The organism is Pseudonocardia sp. N23, from assembly GCF_002583555.1.
GTDB lineage: Bacteria > Actinomycetota > Actinomycetes > Mycobacteriales > Pseudonocardiaceae > Pseudonocardia.
In genome coordinates this window covers 1-21,641 of record NZ_BEGX01000058.1, presented here as the reverse complement: position 1 = coordinate 21,641, position 21,641 = coordinate 1, and the positions used below count along the sequence as shown (strand labels likewise).

19 protein-coding genes and 4 pseudogenes are annotated in these 21,641 nt (G+C 68.4%); 17 read left to right on the top strand and 6 right to left on the bottom strand.

All coding sequences use genetic code 11. The features are described 5' to 3' along the window. Positions 1–481: 481 nt before the first annotated feature. Positions 482–1,108: an FMN-dependent NADH-azoreductase gene (locus TOK_RS18110; protein WP_098959132.1), complete on the top strand. Its 627-nt coding sequence runs from the start codon at positions 482–484 to the stop codon at positions 1,106–1,108. Positions 1,109–1,282: 174 nt separating this feature from the next. Here TOK_RS18110 and TOK_RS18105 read toward each other — a convergent pair whose 3' ends face one another. From TOK_RS18105 to TOK_RS18090, 4 genes are all read right to left on the bottom strand, one after another. Then, positions 1,283–2,233 carry a site-specific integrase gene (locus tag TOK_RS18105; RefSeq protein ID WP_098959131.1) on the bottom strand — a complete coding sequence of 317 codons (951 nt, stop codon included), beginning with the start codon at positions 2,231–2,233 and terminating at the stop codon, positions 1,283–1,285. A gap of 107 nt (positions 2,234–2,340) precedes the next feature. Further along, positions 2,341–3,888, bottom strand: coding sequence for a hypothetical protein (locus tag TOK_RS18100; RefSeq protein WP_141566438.1), 1,548 nt, complete (start codon positions 3,886–3,888; stop codon positions 2,341–2,343). A gap of 125 nt (positions 3,889–4,013) precedes the next feature. Next, entirely contained in the window at positions 4,014–4,721 is a 708-nt protein-coding gene (locus TOK_RS18095) for a glutamine amidotransferase (RefSeq protein ID WP_098959128.1), read from the bottom strand. Further along, positions 4,718–5,461, bottom strand: coding sequence for a YggS family pyridoxal phosphate-dependent enzyme (locus TOK_RS18090; RefSeq protein ID WP_216362003.1), 744 nt, complete (start codon positions 5,459–5,461; stop codon positions 4,718–4,720). The genes TOK_RS18095 and TOK_RS18090 overlap by 4 nt, the downstream gene beginning before the upstream one ends. A gap of 114 nt (positions 5,462–5,575) precedes the next feature. Between TOK_RS18090 and TOK_RS18085 the strand changes: the two genes are divergently transcribed. From TOK_RS18085 to TOK_RS18075, 3 genes and pseudogenes are all read left to right on the top strand, one after another. After that, positions 5,576–6,907: an aminotransferase class I/II-fold pyridoxal phosphate-dependent enzyme gene (locus TOK_RS18085; protein WP_098959126.1), complete on the top strand. Its 1,332-nt coding sequence runs from the start codon at positions 5,576–5,578 to the stop codon at positions 6,905–6,907. A gap of 220 nt (positions 6,908–7,127) precedes the next feature. Continuing rightward, positions 7,128–7,696 (top strand): annotated as a pseudogene (locus tag TOK_RS35400) (aminotransferase class III-fold pyridoxal phosphate-dependent enzyme). A gap of 160 nt (positions 7,697–7,856) precedes the next feature. Continuing rightward, complete coding sequence (locus TOK_RS18075; RefSeq protein ID WP_098959123.1) at positions 7,857–8,060, top strand: hypothetical protein; 204 nt, start codon at positions 7,857–7,859, stop codon at positions 8,058–8,060. A gap of 537 nt (positions 8,061–8,597) precedes the next feature. Here the strand turns inward: TOK_RS18075 and TOK_RS18065 are convergent. Next, positions 8,598–9,968 (bottom strand): PLP-dependent aminotransferase family protein, encoded by a 1,371-nt coding sequence (locus tag TOK_RS18065; RefSeq protein WP_098959120.1) that lies wholly within the window; start codon positions 9,966–9,968, stop codon positions 8,598–8,600. Between the two features lie 84 nt (positions 9,969–10,052). Here TOK_RS18065 and TOK_RS18060 point away from each other — a divergent pair, with 84 nt between their 5' ends. From TOK_RS18060 to TOK_RS18040, 5 genes and pseudogenes are all read left to right on the top strand, one after another. Further along, the gene (locus TOK_RS18060; protein WP_098959119.1) at positions 10,053–11,246 is read left to right on the top strand and encodes a benzoate/H(+) symporter BenE family transporter; all 1,194 of its coding nucleotides are present in this window, start codon (positions 10,053–10,055) and stop codon (positions 11,244–11,246) included. A 126-nt stretch (positions 11,247–11,372) separates the two neighbouring features. Next, positions 11,373–11,645, top strand: a complete 273-nt coding sequence (locus tag TOK_RS18055) for a hypothetical protein (RefSeq protein WP_141566437.1) — start codon at positions 11,373–11,375, stop codon at positions 11,643–11,645. 69 nt (positions 11,646–11,714) lie between these two features. After that, positions 11,715–12,667: pseudogene (locus TOK_RS18050) on the top strand (serine hydroxymethyltransferase); the annotation flags it as partial. Positions 12,668–12,727: 60 nt separating this feature from the next. Beyond that, positions 12,728–13,312: a pyridoxal-phosphate dependent enzyme gene (locus TOK_RS34190; protein ID WP_256387984.1), complete on the top strand. Its 585-nt coding sequence runs from the start codon at positions 12,728–12,730 to the stop codon at positions 13,310–13,312. Positions 13,313–13,832: 520 nt separating this feature from the next. After that, on the top strand, positions 13,833–14,201 hold the full coding sequence (locus TOK_RS18040) for a hypothetical protein (protein WP_141566436.1): 369 nt from the start codon (positions 13,833–13,835) through the stop codon (positions 14,199–14,201). A 742-nt stretch (positions 14,202–14,943) separates the two neighbouring features. Here the strand turns inward: TOK_RS18040 and TOK_RS33410 are convergent. Then, a pseudogene (locus TOK_RS33410) lies at positions 14,944–15,192 on the bottom strand (hypothetical protein); the annotation flags it as partial. 541 nt (positions 15,193–15,733) lie between these two features. Here TOK_RS33410 and TOK_RS18030 point away from each other — a divergent pair. From TOK_RS18030 to TOK_RS17995, 8 genes and pseudogenes are all read left to right on the top strand, one after another. Continuing rightward, a complete protein-coding gene (locus TOK_RS18030) occupies positions 15,734–16,393 on the top strand; it encodes a hypothetical protein (protein ID WP_098959114.1) in 660 nt (219 codons plus the stop codon). Between the two features lie 669 nt (positions 16,394–17,062). Then, complete coding sequence (locus tag TOK_RS18025) at positions 17,063–17,233, top strand: hypothetical protein (protein WP_253258458.1); 171 nt, start codon at positions 17,063–17,065, stop codon at positions 17,231–17,233. A gap of 594 nt (positions 17,234–17,827) precedes the next feature. After that, a complete protein-coding gene (locus TOK_RS18020; protein ID WP_253258457.1) occupies positions 17,828–18,784 on the top strand; it encodes a hypothetical protein in 957 nt (318 codons plus the stop codon). Positions 18,785–18,812: 28 nt separating this feature from the next. Further along, positions 18,813–18,988, top strand: a pseudogene (locus tag TOK_RS18015) (DnaB-like helicase C-terminal domain-containing protein); the annotation flags it as partial. A gap of 108 nt (positions 18,989–19,096) precedes the next feature. Continuing rightward, a complete protein-coding gene (locus tag TOK_RS31775; RefSeq protein ID WP_141566435.1) occupies positions 19,097–19,435 on the top strand; it encodes a DUF6247 family protein in 339 nt (112 codons plus the stop codon). A gap of 10 nt (positions 19,436–19,445) precedes the next feature. Next, on the top strand, positions 19,446–19,703 hold the full coding sequence (locus TOK_RS18005; protein WP_098959110.1) for a hypothetical protein: 258 nt from the start codon (positions 19,446–19,448) through the stop codon (positions 19,701–19,703). A 292-nt stretch (positions 19,704–19,995) separates the two neighbouring features. Continuing rightward, positions 19,996–20,364: a hypothetical protein gene (locus TOK_RS18000; protein ID WP_141566434.1), complete on the top strand. Its 369-nt coding sequence runs from the start codon at positions 19,996–19,998 to the stop codon at positions 20,362–20,364. Positions 20,365–20,415: 51 nt separating this feature from the next. Beyond that, positions 20,416–21,453: a tyrosine-type recombinase/integrase gene (locus tag TOK_RS17995; protein ID WP_098959133.1), complete on the top strand. Its 1,038-nt coding sequence runs from the start codon at positions 20,416–20,418 to the stop codon at positions 21,451–21,453. The last annotated feature ends 188 nt before the right edge of the window (positions 21,454–21,641 follow it).

Genomic DNA, 21,641 nt, shown 5'->3' with positions numbered 1-21,641 from the left:
GGGGATCGTCGTGTGCACGGCGATCGTCGCCCTCAACATCGTCCTGCTGTACCTGACGGTCACCGGCCAGGGCTGACCCGCCCGGTGCGCGCGGCGCACGCGATCATGCAATGTGGAGGGAGACGAGGCCGAAGTCAATATTGCGCAGAGTCAAGTCCTCATGGGCACATCAATTATTCGCTGGTCTACAGATAAGGATAGCCTGGGCTGCTACTCGTATTGGAGTGCCAAATGTACTTTGAGCACTCCAGTGGTTGGTTCCGTCGGCAAGAACTATAAGGATCGTGCCGGCGTTCTGTCGTAACTCTTCCTTGCGATTCAGTATAAGCAACCTGTTGGTCACGATTTCATCACGGCACTTGCGTATAGTGTGTCCCATTTGTAGGCTTATGGACGATATTCACACTATTCATCTCGCGATGCGTTGGTCGCGCAGTTTTCCTGTGCTGATCGCATCGCGACGGAACCCGAGGATGCTCTTATGGCTCGCTTACTGCACGTCTCTGCTTCACCGCGCGCCGCCGTGTCTGAGTCACTCGCAATTGCCCGTACATTCGTCGATGCGTTTGCTGCCACGCACTCCGACGCGGAGGTCGACGAGTTCGACCTCTGGGATGGCACCCTTCCTGAGTTCGGTCCCGCGGCTACCGGAGCCAAGATGGCGGTCTTCGCAGGTGAGACGCCGAGCGGCGAAGGTGCGGTCGCGTGGGAAGCTGCTCACACGACCTTCCGGCGGCTGAACACCGCTGATCGCTACCTGTTCAGTGTGCCGATGTGGAATTCGGGGATTCCTTACATCCTAAAGCAGTTCATTGATGTCGTAAGTCAGCCGGGAATGCTCTTCGGTTTCGATCCCGAGCACGGTTATAGCGGCCTACTGCAGGGAAAGAAGGCCGTTGTCATTTACACAAGCGCGGTATATGGGCATGATCGCGGACCAGCGTTCGGTAACGACTTCCAGGCGCCCTACCTGCGTGACTGGCTCGCCTGGGCAGGTGTTGAGGCTGTCGAGGAAATCGAGTTCCGGCCAAACCTTGTCACCGCCGATGCCGAGACCGGAAGAGCCGCAGCACATGCCCGCGCACGTGATCTAGGAAATACATTCTGACGCGCGTCATCCGGCTCCGACAGGTCTTTCCAGGCGAGTCTCTCAGATATGTCGCGGTAGCTGGTTTCCTTCTTTTATCCTGTGGTTGTCGGCCCTCTCACCGCGGCTGGAAATCTTTCGAGAATCTTGCCGAGGAGAGTTTCCGGGCTGCTCACCGCTGCGCGGAGCGAGGACTCACAGACCGAGCTGTGTTGCTGCGTTGTCCTCCCACGCTGTCTGGGTCCGCACGTAGGCGCCGAGGGTGGCCAGAGACCGGTGCCGCGTCTGATGCGCGATCGCGCGGTCGGAGGCTCCGCGCAGGTGGCCGTAGGTGACGAACCCGGCCCGTAGCGAGTGCGCCGAGTACGGCCCACCGGCGAGTTCGGCGCGTGTCGTCGCGGCGTGCACCAGATCGTTGATCGACTCGGGGTGCAGGGCGCGGTCGAGGGCACGGTTACCCTTACTGACCTTGCGCAGCACCGGGCCGCTGGTGATCGCGCCTGCGTCGAGCCAGGCTCGCAACGCGGTGACCGGGCAGCGGGTACGGCGGTTGGCGTAGGGCAAGACGACGAGCTCTGACTCCTCGCCGCGTTGGTTGGTCTTCGACCACGGCAGGGCCAGCACGAGGCCGCGGCGGTGTTCGGTGATCTGATCGACGGTCAGGGCAGCGAGCTCGGAGCGGCGCAGCGCGCCCCAGAACCCGACAAGCAGCAGGGCACGATCGCGGACGCCGGCGAGGTCAGGTTCGGGCGGTCGGGTCTTCCAGACCCGGGTCTGTGCGCAGTGTGCGAGGACGTCGTCGAGTTCAGGGAACATCAGCGGCGGGGCCTGTTGCGGCGGGGCGCCGTGGGTACGCCGGATGCCCTCCCACACCGCGACCACGCGCGCCCCGGTCGTCGGGTCGGGAAGGTCACGCAGCTGGTGGGCGAACTTGATCGAGGACAGCCGCCGGCTCATCGTGCCGACCTTCGCTCCGTGGCGGGCCAGCTCGGTCAGGTACAGCGAGATCGTGTCGCCGGCTGCGGGCAGCGCCGGCCGGCCGCTCCGGTCGCACCAGGCGGTGAACTCGGCCCAGTCTGAGCGGTAGCCGCGCAGGGTGTTCGGTGCCCGCGCGGCCTCCACGTAGGCGGCCTCGTCGGCCGACAACGGCAGATCCTGCGCGAGATCGAGCGCGTCCGCATCGCGAGGCTCAGCGGATCCGGTCCCGCCTGTGTGCAGGTGAAGGCGGGCCGGGCGAGGTGCCGACGAATCGGTCACGTCTGGCCGCCGGCGAAGATGTGCTGCGCGAGGTTCTCCGGGTGCAAGAGCAGGTCCAGAAGGTAGAGGTACCCGAGCAGGCCGAGGTCGTGCGGGATCTTGCCGTCGTGCTGGACGAGTAGGGCGTTGGTGAGCCCAACCCGATCTCGTTGGCCACCATGTCCGTGCGTGGCGTCGCGCAGGATCTTGAGGTAGTCGGCGGCGGCCCGGTCGAACTCCACCTCGCGTGTTCCGCCGTTCGGATCCGGAACGTCGACGGTGCGGCGGCCGAGCTGGTGGGCCAGGAAGAAGCCAGCCTGCAGTTCCTCGAGTGCGGTGACGGCCCGCTCTGCACCAGGCAGCAGGACTTCCGCGGCATCAGTAGGGAGGGCAGCGGTGAGCTCGTCGAGGCGGCGGCGTGCGAACCGCGCGGAGCCGAGGTCGGTGATGGGCCGGCCGGTGAGGCGTTGGAGGGTGTCCAGGACCGTGAACAGCAAGACACGCCGGGCGTGGCCGTCGCGGCTCGCGGCCTGGATGGAGGTGACCCGGCGGACGAGCTGCTCGGCGGAGAGCAGGGCGTGCGCCTGCTTGCTCGCGACGTAGACGCCGTTGCGGTCCGTGGCCAGCGCCGGGTTGGTGAGCACGCCGAACATGTCGCTGAGTCGGCGGATCCACCAGTCCAGGGCGGCGGGTCCGGCAGTGGGTGACAGCTTCGGGATGCGCTCGCGCTCGCGGTCTGGGTCGGGGTCAGCCCCTTGCCGCGGCAAGGTCTGTAGAAGCTCGACCGGGTTCCCCATGTCGCCGAGCAGCGGCTGGCCGATCGTGTACACCACGATGCCCAGATCTCGCGGAGCGCAGAAGGCCCAGACCGCCGGCGTCAGCGCTCCCAGAAGGGGCGCGAGATAGACCTCGCCAAGGAAGATTCCGAGGTAGAGACCTTGCGAGGCGGCGAAGGCGAGGCCTCCGTGGGCGAGCACGGCTTGGATTCCTGCGACGTCACCGGCTTGCAGGCGGGGGTCGTGGTCGTGCTGGTGCAGCAGCAGACACAGCTTGGCCCGATGTACCAGCTGGGGTGCTCGGTGGACGAGATGGACGCCTGCCGAGTCCATCACCGCTTCCTGGGACTGGGCCATGCGCATCGACAGGAGGGCCTCGCGTACTCGCTCGACGACCGCAGGGAGGTCTTCGGTGCGGGCGGTGAGCGTGGCGGCCTGCCAGGCCACCACGCCGTCGACGAGCTGATCGGAGTTCTGGGCCCGCTCGTGGAGAGCGGCGGCCTCGTCGATCCTCGTTCCGCCAGAGTCGCCGAGCGCTGCCCGCCGCTGGGCGTCGAGCAGTCGCTCGAGCCGGGAGACGGGGACGGTGGGTCCTGCGAGGTGTTCGACCGAGAACAGGTCGGGGCGCTGGCGCAGGTACAACTCGTCGGTCTGCACTTGCCACCGGCCGGTGCCGGCCGGCCGGGCGCGCAGTCCCGCCTCATTCAGGAGCTCGTCCGGGCGACCCCCGCCCATCCAGTTCGGTGCGACGAGGGTCGCTCGGGTCGGCAGCGGGGGACGGGGAGCCATCGGCCGAGGCTACCGCTATTACCCGGGATTCCGTGCATTATCCAGGGTAACAAAACATGTGACAGTCAGCTGATGTCCGACACAGAGAGGCATCCTTGCTGGTCGCTCCGATGGGGGTCCTGGGATCAGCGGGCATCGCCGATCCTGCCGAGCCAGGTGGAGAACACGGCGCGGGCACGCTGGGCGAGGGCAGGGCCGTGCGCGCCGGCGTCGTGTCGAATGGTGTGCGGGTCGATCCCGTTGCTGGCCAGCTCGTGGGTGTGGCCGATGAGCCAGCGTTCGATCTGGGTGTGGTCGACCTCGAGGTGGAACTGCAGCGCGAGGACGTGGTCGTCGAGGCTGAATGCCTGGTTCGGCGTGTGGTCGGTGGCTGCGAGGTTGACTGCGCCTGCGGGGGTCTCGAAGCTGTCGCCGTGCCAGTGCAGCACGGAGGTGTGCTCGATCGCGGCCAGCGGTGATCGCCGGCCTTCCTCGGTGAGGGTGAGAGGGGCGTAGCCGATCTCGACGCTGCCGCTGGGTCGCACGGGCGCGCCGAGGGCGGTGGCGATCAGCTGGGCGCCGAGGCAGATGCCCAGCGTGGGCCGCTGCTGGTCGAGGCGGCGCACGAGCAGGTCGATCTCCTGGTGCAGGAACGGGTAGGCGGCCAGGTCACCGACGCCGATGGGCCCGCCCAGCACGATGTGGAGGTCGGAGTCGGCGGCCCGGCCGTCGGTGAGGTCGTCGATGCCGGTGTCGAGGTACTCGATGCGGTAGCCGTGCTCGCTCAGCAGCGGAGCGAGCAGACCGAGGTCCTCGAAAGGGACGTGCCGGACAGCGATGGCAGTGCGGGTCATCTCGCGGTCTCCTTATAGGCCGGGGTGGGCCAGTACATGTCGTTGGGGGTGGCCCGGGCACCGAAGATGGCCCGACCGGCGCGGACGCAGTCCGCGCCCTCCTCGATGGCGGTCTCGAAGTCGCCGGACATGCCCATCGACAGCTCACCCGGCCCGATCAGGTCGGGATCGGTGTCGTGTGCGCGGTCGCGGATCTCGCGTAGCAGCCGGAAGCACTGCCGTACTCGTTCGGTGTCGTCGGTGAACAGCGCCAGGGTCATGAACCCACGCAAGCGCAGCGCGGTATAGGCGGGCAGCTGTCGCAGGAACCCGGGGACGTCGGTGGGGTCGAGCCCGAACTTGGACTCCTCGGCGGAGGTGTTGACCTGCACGTAGACGTCCAGCCCACGCCCCGCGGCCTGCAACCTGCGATCGAGTGCTTCGGCGACCGGGATGCTGTCCAGTGCCTGGAACTCGGAGGCGAACGCCGCGACGTCACGCGCCTTGTTGGTCTGCAGATGCCCGATCACCGACCATTGGACGCCCAGGTCGGCCAAGTTCACGTGCTTGCGCTTGGCCTCCTGCACCTTGTTCTCACCCAGCTGCGCGCACCCCGCGGCGACCGCGAGCCGAACCCGGTCCTCCGGCACGGTCTTGCTCACCGGCAGTAGCCGCACCCGGTCGCCGTCGCGCCCGGCACGTTGCGCCGCCGCGGCGATCCGCACCCGTACCGCAGCCAGGTTCGCGCGGAAGTCCTCCACGGTGACCGCTTGCGGATAGCGGACGAAGTCCGGGAGACTCGGGAAAGAATTTGGCATAGGCCAAACCTAGCATGGTCTAGACTTGGTTCACCCAAGTGTGAGAAGTGACGGGAGATGCGCGTGGAGATCCGGGGCAGGACGGCGGCTGAGATCGCCACGAACATCCGTGCGCTGGTCGATACCGGGGAGCTGGAGGCCGGGGATGGGCTGCCGGCGTCGCGGGACCTCGCCGCCCGGCTCGGAGTCAACCGGAACACGGTCGTATCGGCCTACCGTCAGCTCGCGCGGGCGGGTGTCGCGGTGACCAACCGGGGCGGCGGGACGTCGATCACCCGGCCTGCGTGTCTGGTCGAGGAGGGCTTCGCCCCCGACACGGCGCTGCGCGATGTCAGCCACGGCAACCCTGACCGTGGGCTGCTCCCGGATGCGACCACTGTCCGTCTGCTTCCCCAGGCGCCGGTGCTCTATGGCGAGTCGACCATCGACCCGGGGCTGGCCCAGTGGGCGACGCCGTGGTTCAAGGCCGACCAGCCACGGGCCTTCCGGCTGACCGTCACCAGCGGCGCGGTGGACGCGATCGAGAAGCTGTTGGCCCAGATCCTCAGCCAGGGTGATTCGGTCGCGTTGGAAGATCCGTGCTACCTGACGAGCATCAACACGGTCAGGCAGGCCGGATACCACCCGATCGCGGTGCCGATCGATCAGCAGGGCATGATCGCCGCCGCGCTGCGTGAGGCACTGGAGCCGGGGGTGCGTGCAGTGGTGTGCACGCCAAGGGCGCACAACCCGACCGGGGTGAGCCTGAGCGCCGAGCGCGCCGCCGAGCTGCGGCAGGTGCTCGCTGACCATCCGCACGTGCTCGTGATCGAGGACGACCACTTCTCGCTGCTGTCCACCTGCCGATACCACACGCTCATTCCCGCGGATCATGAGCGGTGGGCGCTAGTGCGATCGATGTCGAAGTTCCTCGGCCCGGACCTGCGCGTGGCGGTGGTGGCCAGCGACCCGGTCACCGCGGATCGGTTCGGCACCCAGATTAGCGGCGGCACCAGGTGGGTCAGCCACCACCTGCAGCGCACTGTGCACGCCATGCTCGGCGATAAGGGCGTGCGTGCCGTCATCGAGAAGGCCGGCGTCCACTACCGGGACCGCAACGCCCGGTTCATCCGACTGCTTCACGAGCGCGGCATCACCGCTATCGGCGACGACGGTGTGAATATCTGGGTCGACACTGGACCCGGTAGCGACACCGCCGCGGTCGCCGCCCAGCTGATGCACCGTGGCTGGGTGGTGCGCACCGGCGACAGCTTCGCCCTGGGCACCTCCTCGGGCGCCGAGCGCCTGCGCCTGACCGTGCACGAGCTCGACGACGGCTCCGCCGCCCTCCTCGCCGATGCGCTCCTCGCCTCAATCACGGCCACCCTCCCTGCCGGAGCACTGCGATGAACCACCTCGCCGCCGCCATGCACCACGACGACGCCGCGAACCGGCGTCGTCCCCGATACTCTTGCACATCCCCTAAAGGCACACGCATGACGACAGCTTCCACGAGCCCCTTCCGACTCCTGGCCGGTGCCGGTAACCGAGGTTCCCAACCCGCGCAGCCGTCTGCTGCACGAACGCGAGACCGCGATCGTCCCGCGCGGGTGCGGCCGGCGGGCTACCCATCTACATCGACCACGTCGAGGGCTCCTGGCTGTACGACGTCGACGGGAACCGGCTGCTGAACCTGGGCTGCGGCATCGGCGTGACGATGGTCAGCCACCACAACCAGCGCGTGATCGACGCCGCCTCGGTACAGCTGAACAGGTTCACGCACACCCTGTTCGGCATCAGCCCCCACGAGAGGTACCTGCGCCTGGCGGAACGGCTCGCCGAGAAGACCCCCGGCGATCACGCGAAGAAGACCATGCTTGTCAACCCCGGGCCGAGGCGATCGAGAACGCTGTCAAGATCGGCCGCACACACCGGCCGCCGGCAGTCGCATCGCTGGACCACGCCTTCCACGGTCGCACCAACCTGACGCTGGCCGTGAACCACAAAGCCGTTCCCAACGCCGTCGGGTTCGGCCCGTTCGCGCCCGACATCCACCGGGTGCCGAACTCCTGCTCGTTTGGCGACGTCCTCACCGGCGCCACAGGTGTCGCACGCACGATCGCCTACATGGAGCAGCGGGTCGGCGCAGCTGACCTTGCCGCGCTCGTGGTCGAGCCCATCCAGAGCGAGGGGACGTAGACCTACGGCATCGGCGCTCACACCGCACCTTAGGCCTCGTGCCCTGCTGTCTACGTTTCACGTACTCACCCGGGGCGCCGGCACATGACAGCTACCCCGCCTCGGCGTCCCGGAACCCAGCTATGCACGGTGGCTGATCTCGGTCACGGTAATCCTGCTCGTGGCGGCCTACCTACGCAGCGCGATCACCGCCGTCGGCCCGGTGCTCGACCAAATCGGCACCGAGTACCGACTGAGCGAGGTCGTCCTCGGCGTCCTCGGCGCGCTGCCGCTGATCGGGTTCGCGGTCATCTCCTCAGTGGGGCACCTGATGCCCCGCCGGCCCGGCGCCGAACACACGGTGCTGTGGGGGTACTCGCCCTGACGATTGGCCTCGTGCTCGCGGTGCCTCGTGGAGGCTACCGGCCGGTATCTGACGATCGCGCAGATCGCAGGGCATCCTCGCGGGGCTGGCCGCGAGCGGGGTGATGGGCCGGCGCCGGGGCCAGCGATGGGGCGCCGTCGGCTGCGCGATCCCCGCGCTGGTCGGGGGCTTGGGCATCGTGGTGCTGCCGGAAGGAAGGATGATTATCTGGATGACGTTGGTGGTGATGGCGACCGGAGCGGCATTGGTGGTCGCCCTGGCACTGATGGGCCTGCGGACCCGCTCGCACGCCCAGACGGGGAGGCTGCCGGGGTTCGCGTAGTCCGGCGGATATGCGATCGCTGCCCTGAGGGTCGTGACTGGCGGCGCGGTGGGCGCCTGGCGGGAGTCACCGCGGTCTCCTGGGTGTCCTCGCTGTGTCGGTCGTGCTGCTGGTGGTCGCACCGTTGGCCGGCCGGCCCCGACTATGTGGATGAGCGCCCACGACTCGGCACGGCCGACCGATCTGCAGAAGCCGACGATGTGGTGCGCCATACGTTACTGGGCGAAGCGTCGGATGCCTTCGGCGATCTGAGGGATGCTGGCGGTGGCGTAGGAGAGCCGGAGGAATGGCGCGGGCGGTTCGTCGATGAAGAACTGGCTGCCGTCGCCGATCAGCACCCCCGCCTCCTGCGCCCGGCGTGACAGTGCGGCGGTGTCGGTGCCCTCCGGGAGCCGGGCCCACAGGTGGATCCCGCCGGTGGGCACCTGTGCGACGCGCATCCGCAGGCCGGTGGCATGGAGCTCGGACAGCATGGCGTCACGGCGTTCCCCGAGCCGGGATCGCAGTCGTTTGAGGTGACGGGGCCAGGCCGACGAGGTCAGCAGGCCGAGCGCGGTCTCCTGCAGCACGGCGGGGACGCACATGTCGTCGGCGACACGCGCGCCGCGCAGACGCTCCCCGGCCGGGCCGCGGGCGATGACCGCGGCCACGCGCATGCCAGGTGCGACAGGCTTGGTGAGGGTGGTGATGGAGACGACGTGCCCGTCGGGGTCATCGGTTAACAGCGGCGGTGGTGGTGCCCCGTCGATGACCAGGTGCCGGGCCCAGTCGTCCTCGATGACGAACGCGCCGTGCTCCGCGGCTAGCCGGAGTATCTCCTGGCGGCGCGCGGGCGGGAGCACCGTGCCGGTCGGGTTGGCGTAACAGGGCTGCAGGTAGAGGAGGGTGGCGCGGGTGCGTTCGAGGGCGTCGGCGAGCTTGTCGGTGCGGATCCCCTCGCCATCGGCGGGCACGGCGACGAGCTCGAGCCCGGCGGACTGTGCGGCGATCATCGCGCCGGGATAGGTGGGGCTCTCCACCACCACGGCCATGCCGGGTTCGGCGAGGGTACGCATCGCGTACACCAGCGCCTGCTGCCCGCCCGGCACGACGAGCACATCGCCCGGTTCGGCGTGGTATTCTGCGGCGAACGCCCGCCGCAGGTCCGGCAGCCCGGTCGGGGGCATCATGCTCCAGGCGTGCGAGCTGCGCGCTGCCCGGGCGCCCAGCGCACGCAGATCGTCGATCGGCTGGAGCTCCGCGGCGAGGTAGCCCCAGGAGAGCTGGATGTCGTCCGGTCCGCCGTGTGCTCCGAGCCGGGTGGTGCGGCGGATGTCCACCCGCGCGCGGCCGAGGGCCTGGGACTGCCAGGAGTAGTCGGCCTCGGGCAGCCGGTTGCGACCGGTGACGAAGGTGCCACGTCCGGGCTCGGCCTTGAGCACCCCGACGGCTTGCAGGTGCGCGAGGGCATGCGAGATCGTCGCTGCGCTGGCGCGGAACTCCTGGACGAGATCACGCACCGGCGGCAGCCTGTCTCCCGGGCGCATCGTCGCGGCCCGCTCTCTCAGCGCATCGGCGACCTCTGCCGACCTGTTATCCTTGGACATGAGGCTATACAATAACGTTACTCCTAATTTGAAAAGAGTGTTACTCAAGCGTCTTGGCTCCGCTCCTACCGGGGAGACGGCTGCGTGAGCCGGGTCCGTGCCCTACTGGCAGATGTGACGCCCTCGGCGCTGGTGGCGGGGGTCATCTCAGCGCTGGTGAACTACTCCGGCCCGTTCCTGATCGTCCTCGCCGCTACCCGCGCCGCTGGACTCGATGAGGCGCAGACCGCGTCCTGGGTGTGGGCGGTGTCGATCGGCAACGGTGTGTGCAGCATCGCACTGAGCCTGTTCACCCGAATGCCGATCATCGTGGCCTGGTCGACCCCAGGGGCGGCGCTGCTGATCGCGTGCCTGGGTGGGTTCAGCTTCTCCGAGGCCGTCGGTGCGTTCCTGGTCGCCTCGATCGCCGCCGCGGTGTTCGGCTTCACCGGCTGGTTCGGGTGGCTGCTGAATCGTGTGCCTGCCCCGATCCTGCAGGCGCTGCTCGCGGGCATCCTGCTGCCGTTCGTCATCTCGGCGGCGGACGCGTTCTCCGCGGCTCCGGTGCTGGCGAGCAGCGTGATTGCGGCGTACTTCGTCGGCAAGCGGTTCTTCGACCGCTACGCGGTGCTGGCGGCGCTGATCGTCGGGGTCGCAGTAGCTGCGGTCACGGGCTCGTTCAAGGAGATGACCGTCGGGCTGACGATCAGTGGTCCGGTGTTCACGATGCCGACCTTCACGCTGGCGGCGCTGGTGAGCATCGCCCTGCCGCTGTTCATCGTGAACATGGCCTCGCAGAACGCGCCGGGGCTGGCGCTGCTGCACTCGGAAGGATATCCGGCGAACGACCGGCGGCTGGTCGGTTCGATCTCGGCCGTGTCCGCGCTGCTGGCACCGTTCGGGAACCACGGCATCAACCTCGCGGCCATCACCGCGGCGATCGCGGTCGGACCCGAGTCCCACCCTGACCGCAGCCGCCGCTACATCGCCGGACTCTCGGCAGGGGTGGCGTACCTGCTCGTCGGCGTGTTCGGCGGGTACCTTGTCGCGGGATTCCAGTCGATTCCGGTCGAGACGATCACCTCGCTTGCTGCGGTCGCCCTGCTCGCCTCCACCCTGACAGCGCTGAAGGGGGCGATGAGCGGAGAAGGCACCATCGGGGTCGCCGCGCTGACCACGCTGGCGATCACGATGTCTGGCGTCGTCCTGGTCAGTGTCGGGAGCGCATTCTGGGGCCTGGTCGCCGGCAGTGCCGTTTACCTGCTCCTGAACATCACCTTCTGCAAGTCTGACCCGTGACCGAGGCGCTCGCGATCGCGCTGATACTCATCGGTGTGGTCAACCACCGGATCGCGGCCTGGGTTTGCCATGCTTGTGTCCCCGTTCCTGGCACTCATCCTTGGACCGGCCACCGGAGTGCTCGTAATGAACGCGCTGGCGACGACGTCGGCGCTGCTGGTGCTGGCGCGGGTGCGCAGCGCGGTCGATTGGTCCATCTTCGGGTGGCTCGCGCCTGCCGCGCTGGTGGCCGTTCCGGTCGATGCGTTCTTCGCCTCGCGCAGGCACGAGGCCGTACTGTTCGTCGTGATCGGGTCCATCTCGGTCGCTGTGATCGCGGGCTCCTTCGTGGTCTGGTGCCTGGGGCCCACGTGTCGGGACCCGCCGCGGTGGCCGTCACTGGGGGCGCGGCGGGCCTGACCAACTCGATCGCGGGGATGGGTGGGCCACCGCTGACCGCGTACACGATCCTGCGACTGGCCGCACCGCTCGTTCGTCGCCACGGTCCAGCCCCTGCTCGCCCTGATGGGCGTTGACCACGGCGGACATCTCACCCACGGGATGAAGCTGAACTTTTCCGGCCAGCTGTACACCGCAGTGGCCTACCAGCTGCATCCCGAGACGTCCTGGTCGACATGGACCAGATCCGCGACCTCGCCCGCGCCCACCGGCCGCGGGTCATCATCGCCGGCTGGTCGGCTTACCCTCGCCAGCTCGACTTCGCCGCATTTCGCGAGATCGCCGACGAGGTCGGGGCGGTGCTGTGGGCCGATATGGCTCACTTCGCCGGGCTCGTCGCCGCCGGCCTGCACCCCAACCCGGTGCCCTATGCCGACGTGGTGTCCTCTACCACCCACAAGACCCTCGGTGGCCCTCGCGGCGGGTTCATCCTGTCCCGCGACGACACCTGCGAGAAGCGGCTGAACCAGCGGGTGTTCCCCGGTCAGCAGGGTGGCCCGCTCATGCATATCATCGCCGCCAAGGCCACGGCGTTCCTGGTCGCCGCCAGCGAGCACTTCGCCGACCGCCAGCGCCGCACCCTCGAAGGGGCCTGCATCCTCGCCGACCGACTCCTGGCCGACGACGCCCGCAGCACCGGCGTCGACGTGCTCACCGGCGGTACCGACGTCCACCTCGTCCTCGCCGACCTGCGTGCCTCCCAGATCGACGGCAAGACCGCCGAGACCGTGCTGCACCATGTCGGGATCACCACGAACCGCAACAGCATCCCCTACGACCCCCGCCCACCGCCGGTCACCTCCGGGGTCCGGATCGGCACGCCTGCCCTGGCCACCCGCGGGTTCACCACTGACGACTTCACCGAGGTCGCCGACATCGTCGCCGCAGCCCTGATGCCCGACCCCGACATCGCGAGCCTGCAGGACCGCACACGCCGCCTCGCCGACCGCTACCCGCTATACCAGTCCCTTCCACTGGGGTGATGCATGATGTCGCTTCGTGATGTAGCAGGCCCCGACTGTGGGCCAGACGGCGGCAGCTTCATGCCCGAAGCGCTGGTCGGAGCTGTCGAGAACTTCGCCCGGGCGCACGCCGACGCGGTGGCCGACCCGCTGTTCCGAGCCGAGCTGGTCCGACTATGGCACGACTACACAGGTCGCCCGTTCGCACTCACGGAAGCGACCGGATTCGCGGCGTGCGCAAGCAACGGCATCTGCGTGCTGCTCAAGCCCGAGGGCCTCAACCGCACCGGAAGTCACAAGATCAACAATACGATCGGGCAGGCGCCGCTCACCAGACGACTCGGGAAACGACGAGTGGTCGCGGAGACCGGTGCAGGGCAGCACGGAGTGGCGACCGCGACCGCCGCCGCGCTGCTGGGCCGGGAGTGCACGATCTTCGTGGGCGCGGTCGACGTCGCCCGGCAAGCCTTGGACGTCGCTCGGATGCGGCTGCTGGGTATCGGCACCGGCCAGCGTCCCGGCGCAACGAGCGCTGAACAAGCCGAGCTCGCCGCAGCCCGTCGGCGCATCGCCCAACTCGAGGCTGAGGTCGCGATCCACCGCCGCGCTAACGAGCTACTCGGCCAGGTGGTCACCCCGCAAGGCGGTTCGAGGCGATCGCGGTGATGGCCTCGGAAGGACTTCCCGTCCAGCTCGCCTGCCGGATCCTCGGAGTCGCCGAGTCCGGCTACCACGCGTGGCGCTCCCGCCCGGTCTCTCCCCCCCGGGCCCTGCGCCACGCCGGCGCACCCGCATCGAGCTCGCCAACGCCCTGTTCGAATACCTCGAGATCTTCCACAACCGCCGACGCCGACACAGCGCCCCGGCAATGCTCACACCCATCGAGTGCGAGAAGCTCCACCACCCCGGCCGCAGCGTGAACCCAGCAAACCGACTCCACAGAGGCCAGGGCACATCAGTTCGGATCATCGATGCGGCTTCGTCGCCGGGTTGAGGTCTCCCACAGGGCTCAAGCAAGTCATCAGTCTTGTGGGTCCCGAGGCAGCCGAACTCCGGACGATGAAGGCCGTGTGCCCGACGTGGAAGCTCAGCAACGTCGGCGTGATCAGGTCGAGGAAGTTTATCCCCACACAGACGGAGTCGAGTGCCCCCTGGTTTCACCAGGGCGTGCGGCAGAATGCAGCTCATGGTCCGGGTCGAGCTCGTCGCGATGGCGCTCAACATGCTGCCGCTGGGACTTGCCGACGCTGCGGAGAACTCCGATCGCCGGGGCATGGCGACCGCGGCGCGGTGGGAGGCGATGGCCGCCGAAGACCCGCTGGTTCACTTGACCCGGGTGGTCGAGATGCCTGCCGTCCCGCCGGAGGGCGCGGATATCTACGTGGGGCCCTACACCGAACCGCTGCGCGTCGAGCACACGGTCTGGCACGCCGACCCCGGCGAGAGCGATCCCCACGTGCAGGTCTACCTCTCCCCCATCGACCTCTGCGTCCTTGCCGACGAGACCGAGGCGATCGAGATACTGCGCGCCGCCGGCTGGGGCATCAGCGACTGATGCTAGGCCGGAGCGGTGCTTCTTGTGGATGAAGGCCTGATCACGGGGTCACCGGTGACCCGGGTGCGCCGACCCCGTGTCGAGCAGGACTCGCCCAGCACTGGGCTGGACCGCGACGAGCAGCGCGCGCTGCTCGCAGCCGCGGCCGCCGACAGGCCACGCTCGGCAGCTAGGTCCGCTGGCCAGCAGCCACGTCCGACCCAAGAAACACGAGATGTTGGCCCGGGCTTCCCAGGCTCGGGATGCTGCTGACTACTCAGGCTGGAGGTGCGGGTTGCTGGATCCGCTCGGCGATCGTCGCGACGAAGCGGTCGGGATCGTCGACACTGAGGTCCAGGGTGCTCAGGGCCTGCGGCAATGGCTCTGATCCTACGAGGACGCCCTCGTTGGAGCGGAGGACGAGCCGCACATTGGCGTCGCCGTAGGTGAGGAGGGCGCCCCCGTCCTCGATCGTGAAAACCTGATCGGCCCGCGTAGCCGCGGCGTCGAGGCCGGACCGACTTGATCTGCTCGAACGGGATCACCACCGCGGTGAAGACGCTGTCGCGCAGCACCAGCGATCCGTCGTGGAACTCGTGAGGGAGTACCCGCAACGAGCCCAGGAAGCCGCCGATCCACACCAACCCGTACACGTGCAGCGCCAGCACAATCCACACCCATGGGCTCGCATGGCTGAGCGATAGCACCAGCACCGCCTCGACGACGATGCCCTCCACGACCAGCAGTGCCACGACGGTGCGCATCAGTAGCCGCAGGTTCTTGCCGTAGGTGAAGGAGTTGACGTCGAGACGAGGCCGTAGCGCCCACCGCACCAGGCACACCCACATCTGTGCCTCGGCGACCACTCCTCGGCTGAGGGCTGCGACGGCCAGCAGCGCCTCGACGACCACGACGACGGCGACCGCGCTCGCCGGGCTGGTGACCCCACGCCGTAGTCGCGGTATCCATTGCTGGATCTGGGCGGCTCGGGCAACAAGCCGATTCGGTGGTAGTGGCGCGGGTGTCACTCCCGCCCACATCGCCACCTCGCCGATTCGCACTTCACCGCTCGCTCCCCCGCGGCACTTCATGGCCCGCCACAAAGTATGACGTTGCGTCATAGTTTACTCTGAGCTTCTCCTGCTTGTTCGGAGAGCAGGCTCATGGCTTCGATCATCAGGTGCACGGCTCGCCACAACAGGTTCACGGCTGCTGAGCGGGGGCGGGCGATCGACGCGAACCCGCACCGAACCCCATGTACCCGGCCGGGGCTCGACGACGGATCGCCGCCCTCGCTCGTATCGGCGCTGACGCCTCGGCCCGATCCGGCCCGGTTTGCGGCCATACTGTCAATCTATGATTGACGTACTTCCTCGAATAATGCCGAGGCCTGCTTCACCCTCGGAGTAGTTTAAAAAAGACGTCAGGATCAGGTAGAATGGCACGACAAAGCGCGGAGAGTCTTGAGCGGCAGAATTCTACTCTGCGTACTGTCGGCCGCTGCATTTCAGTGCCATAATGGTGATGGTCGCAGTTGCTCGGAGGGAGGCGAAGTGTCGGAATTCGTTGCGGCCTCGCCATGGGCGAGGAGCCAGTTCGGGTTGGTCGCGTCGGAAGTCGGGCGTCGGGTCGTTCAGGCCCTCGGCGAGGCCCAGGTCATCGGGTCCCGCACCCAGAAGGCTTCCGGGCTGAGGCACCGCTACCCGTACGGCAGCACGTGGATCAGCAAGTTCGATCTGCTGGTCCGACACCTCGAGGACCTCCCGGGCTCGGCGGTGGTCGAAGTCCCGAAGGCTGTCTACCGGCTTGTAGAGATCAACGGCCGGATCCTGATCCCCTTCGTCCTTGCACGCTCGCTCGCCGAGATCCCGCAGCGAGCGCGCCTGACCAGCGATGTGCTTCGTGCGGAGGCTGCGACGACGGTGCCGCGTCCTCCGGAACCGGACGCGTTGTTCGACCTGGGGGACACAGGCCTGTCACTGCCGCGTCAGCGTGAGTGTTCCGGCGGTGATAAACCGTCACCCGTCTTCATTGGCGTCATCTGCAATGCCGCCAATGACGATCTTCTCGCAGTCATGTGGGGCAACGCCGACACCATCGATTCCCGTGGGGTGATGGAGTGGAGGCCGGAGTACGTCCTCGCGCCGTCTGGAGATCATCACCAGGGGGATTTCCGCAGCGCTGAGGGAATCAACGTTGCCCGCTCGGCATAGGCCCATCTGCGAGTCGCGCCGCCGAGGTCCGAGCGACGTGCACTCTTGTCGTGGACCTCAGCACCTCGGGCCAGGGTCGAAGTCCTTCTGCACGTTTTGCTCGGCGGCGGCTCCGTACCCGCCGCCGACGACCGGGACGTGGACGACGATCGACAGCTCGTACCTTGTCTCCGCCGTAGGCCACGCGATCCCACCCGACGCCCAGCGCGCCATGTCCGGGCGTGCCACCCGCCGTCTAGCCCGGGCTTGGCCCGGCTTGGCCCCGGTCTCACTGCACTCGCATGCCGACCGGGTCCGTCAGCCTCTATAGCACGGCAGCCGCAGGGTGGGTCGGCTGGAGCCGGCCCGGCGGTGCGACCACCTCAGCGGGCCACGTGCTCTGAACGTCTGTGCCGCTCAGAGCGCCACAGACATCGAATCGCCGGATCCAGCCGTGACGTCGGGCTCCTACGCTCTGTGACCGGGACGCGCGGTCTTTCCCGCGTCGAGTTGTCGTCGGGGAGCGCCGCCACTACACGTCGGACGACCGCGGAGTCGACATCTCGGTACCGGCGTGTCGCGCGTGTTCATTTCAGAAATTCGGCCAAGATGACTCGCATGGCCAAACGGACAGCCGCACGCAGTGTCGGGCGCCCCTCCAAGGGGCCGCGGGACGTCATCGTGACACGGGTGCCCACCGACGACAGCGCTGAGCTGCGCGACCTGGCCGAGGCTCGGGACTGGTCGTTCTCCGAGACCGCGGCCGCGCTCATCCGGATTGGCCTACGCCATCGCGACGAACTCCCCGCAGGGACCAACCCTCGCGGGCAACAGGAGCTGCCGCTGAACAAGGCCTCGTAAACGTCAGCGAGGCGGCCCCCGGCCAGGGGCCGCCTCGCTAGAAGAGCTTGCGTCATCTGGACCAGCACCCAGCTGACGCCGGTGCCCCGGCGAACCGGGGCGATTCCCCAACCTGTCGAGAAGAGGCGTTTTCGCGTGTCCAGGCTACAGCCTGGATCGGACAACACGGGAGCGCGACACGGGGCTATTCCTGCATGCCCGGATCAGCCGGCACCTGATTCGGGATCGGGATGGTGCCTTCCGTGCTATGAGCACGGCGCGTTCACCCTCGCATCCGGTCCCCGCAGTTCCACGTGTGTCCTGCACGGCGAGCTCCTCGCCCAGGGCCTGCCACCCACACACTTGTTCGCCACCGCAGATGTGACGCGGCCGCCGCGCTCCCCGCGGGGCAAGGCGTTCCGCGACCCGAATCGCGACTCCCACCGTGGCCCCAGCAGCAGGCCTGGCCGGCTGAGCAGGCCCACCGCACGAGCACGGGCACGGGCACGGGCACTGGCACTCGGGCGTGAGCGGGCCCGTCAACGGCTGCTGGATGCGCGGTTCCAACCGCACCCCGGCTGGCGGAACTTCGTCGATTCGAACTACCGGGTGTTGGTGTCCCAACCCGAGGCTCAGCGATACCTCGCGCGGCGTATCGACGACGAAGACTGGCGGTCGGACAAGCGCCGCAGCTGGACGCTGATCCTTCACCGGCTGGTCCGCCACATGGACTGGGAGACCGGGCTCATCAGTGGTGTCACCGTCGATCGCCTTGCTGCAGCAGGGGATCGGGCTCCGCGGACGGTCTCCCGGGCCCTGGCATGGGCCCGGGAGAGCGGGGTTCTCGTGGTGGTGGAGTGCGGTGCGTCGGCGGAGTTCCTGGGTACCGAGACCGGTCGCGCACCGACCTACGCGCTGGTCACGACCGAACCTCAGGCCGAGCCCGCCGATGTGGTCGAATGGCCTGTGGATGAAAGTGGCGACCTCCCCACATCTCTTGTTAACACCAACCCCTTGCTGCGCGGCACACGGTCACCACTCGCTACCCAGCCGAAATGGCCAGCCCATTCCATACCCACCGAAGCACGACACCGATCAGCCGCAACCTCGACTCTCATCAACTCCCTCGGCCTCGACGGCCGAAACGGTCGCAAGATCACGATTTGGAGAGCCCGGGCTCTGCTCAAGCAGTGGTGGGACGATGGCGTGTCCGTCGCCGGGTTGCTGTACGCAGTCGAGTTCCATCCGGACCGCCAGGAGACCTCACGAGGCGACATCACAACCGGAGTGAAGGACCCGATCGCAGTCCTTGGGGCGCGGCTCCGGCCCTGGCAAGGCCGGCTGGGGGAGCTCCCGGCCCACGTGACCGGGCATCGGATGACGGTCGAGCCGCAGCCTGCGCGGCGGCCGGTACAGGAGCCAGTGCTCATCGCCGAGCCCGGTGTCCGCCAGCTGGCTCGAGAGGCACTGCGCCAGCACCTCGAAGAGCTCCGAGAGAAGCGTCGGGCCCAAGGCCGTGAGGTCGCGTTGGGGCTCCCCGTCTCGACCCGCACCTACGACCGGGTGCGGTGAGGATGACCGCCACACCGCACCCAGAGCCGAACAGGACGCCGACATGGTGATCTTGCTGCACCGGCCGGACGCGTTCGAGCGCGACGATCCGCGCGCGGGCGAGGCCGACCTGATCCTGGCCAAGCACCGTAACGGACCGCAGGGCACGATCACGGTCGCCCACCAACTGCAACAGCCGGTTCGCCGACCCTCGCCCACGGCTGACCCGCGCACAGGGGCGTGACGCCCACGCGACGCGACAGACCACATGTCGTGCCCGACCGCCGCCCCGTCGCGAGGTCCACCTCCGTCGAAGGCGATAGAGTTCTGCAGGTGACGGCAGCAGTCGCAGGTGGAGCGGGCTCGAGCGGCCCGCCGTTCGCCAACGCCACGCCCGCCGACATCCGAGCTGCGCTCACCAGCGAGGACGCAGCGCGATTCGACGAGCATTGGCGCGCCGCGATGCAGCGCGCAACCGAACGACTCGACCTCGCCGAGGTCCACCAGGTCCTCGAGCACTGGCGCCGGATCGCCTGGCTCACCGCAGCCCGCGGCCAGGACGGCTATCGCCGCATGCTTGCCGGGGCCGCGGAGACACTGAGGACGCGGACCAGTCCTGCCGGCAGCGTGTCCTGGAGCCAGCTCAAGGCCGAGCTCGGTCTCGGGGAGTGACCGCACGTCCGTGACCTACCTGCTCGAGGTCTATCCCGAGGCGCAGGCAGAGATCGAAGGCCTCCCGCCCGCCGGGCTGTCCGCACTCATCGAGGTCTTCGCGCTGCTCGATCTGACTCCATGGGCCGGGGACTCAGTGAACGAACTGCGCAACCCCGATGCGCCGCTGCGAAGCCTCGCGTTCGGCGGAGGCAGCGGGATAGTCACGTACCTGATCTTGGAGCGTGAGCGCGAGGTCCACGTCGTCTCACTCGTCTGGGCTGGCTGAACCCCGTCCGAGAACTTGGTGCGCCAGGCCTAGGTAGACGCACGCCAAGGTCTGTGGCTCCGCAGCGGGATGTGCACCGTCGTCGCCGGGCGGCGTGCGGCAGAAGCTCGTCGAACTCGGCCTCAGCGATGCCGGGCGCGCCGCCCTCCCATCGGGGAAGACGTAGAGGCGCCCAAGATCGTGAGATCAGGATTGAAAAACCAGCTCGCTCGCCGCTGCGTGCCCAATGGCAGATCATCGACACGGCCTCAACATGTCATCGCTAGCCGGGCGGTTGCGGCAGACTGCGCTCATGGTCCGGGTCGAGCTCGTCGCGACAGCGCACAACATGCTTCCGCGCGTACTCGCTGAGGCCGCCGACGACTCTGGACACCGAGGCCTGGCAACCCATGCGCGCTGGGAGGCCGTGCGCGCAGAGGACCGCCTGGTCCACCTGACCCAGCTCGTCGAGATGCCCGGCGTCCCGCCAGAAGGCGCAGAGATCTACGTGGCGCCCTACACCGAACCGCTGATCGTCGAGCACACCACCTGGCACACCGGCCCCGACGAGGCAGACCCGCACGTGCAGGTCCACCTCCCCCCTCTCGATCTCGACGTCCTCGCGGAGGAGGCCGAAGCGATCGAAATGCTTCGCGGCGCGAGCTGGGCGGTCAGCGACTGACGCCGATCGGACGGCGCTTCTCGGAGGGTGTTGCTCCGCTACGGTTCCGGCGTGGATGAGCCCGAGCGTCTCGCCGGCGATGAACGAGCCGCTGGGACCAGCGCGGAGCACACTGGGGCGCCCGGGGTCGAGCGCGCGCAGGACCGTCGGAATCGGGTCCTGGCGGCGTTTCTGCTCAGCTGCCGTGCCGAGCACACCCGCCGCGCCTACGCCGGCGACATCACCGACTTCTTCGACTGGTGCGACCAGATCGGGGTCGACGTCTTCGCTGTGCGTCGGGTGCACCTCGACGGCTACGTCACCGCTCTCGCGGCGCCACGGCCACGGACCGGGCGCCCGGCCGCGGCGTCGACCGTGGCGCGCAGGCTCGCCGCGCTGGCCGGGTTCTACGACTACGCCGTCGACGAAGGCCTGATCGCGTCCTCACCGGTGACCCGGGTACGCCGGCCCCGGGTCGAGCCCGACTCCCCCAGCACCGGGCTGGACCGCGACGAGCAACGCGCGCTGCTCGCCGCCGCCCAGGCGGACGGGCTACGCGCGACAGCACTGGTCACCTTGTTGCTGCACAACGGATTACGCATCGACGAGGCACTGTCCCGCGACGTCGAGCACCTGCAGACCGAACGCGGGCATCGGGTGTTGCGCCTGCACCGCAAGGGCGGCCGCGCCGCGACCGCGGCGCTGGCGGCCCCGACGGCTCGGGCGCTGGACGCCTACCTCGACGGCCGGGAGAGCGGGCCGATCTTCACTACCCGGACCGGGCGGCGGATGGACGGCCCGGGGGCGTGGCGGCTGATCCGCCGCCTGGCCCGCACCGCGAGCCTCGACTCGGCGGACCGGATCGGCCCGCACAGCCTGCGGCACGCGTTCGTCACCACCGCGCTGGATGCCAAGGTCGAGCTGCGCGACGTTCAGGACGCCGCCGGGCACGCCGACCCTCGCACCACCCGCCGCTACGACCGCGGCCGGCACAACCTCGACCGCCACGCCACCTACGCGGTGGCCTCCTACCTTGCCGAGCCGGTAGCCGCTCTCACAGATCAGCCGGCGCACGACTCGGAGGCTCCGGCCCGGGGCGGTGCTGAATGACCGACCCCGGACCCCGAGCAGCCACGTTCCGACGTCGCTAAGCCCGCCGAAGGTGGCCCACGGGTTCCAGAGACACCTGCCGGACCCCGTAGCCTGGGTCTCGTCAGGTGATCTGGCCCCACCAGTCGACGACAACCGCGAAGAACGACGCCGGTCTCGATCACTATCAGGTCCGGTCCTTCCGAGCC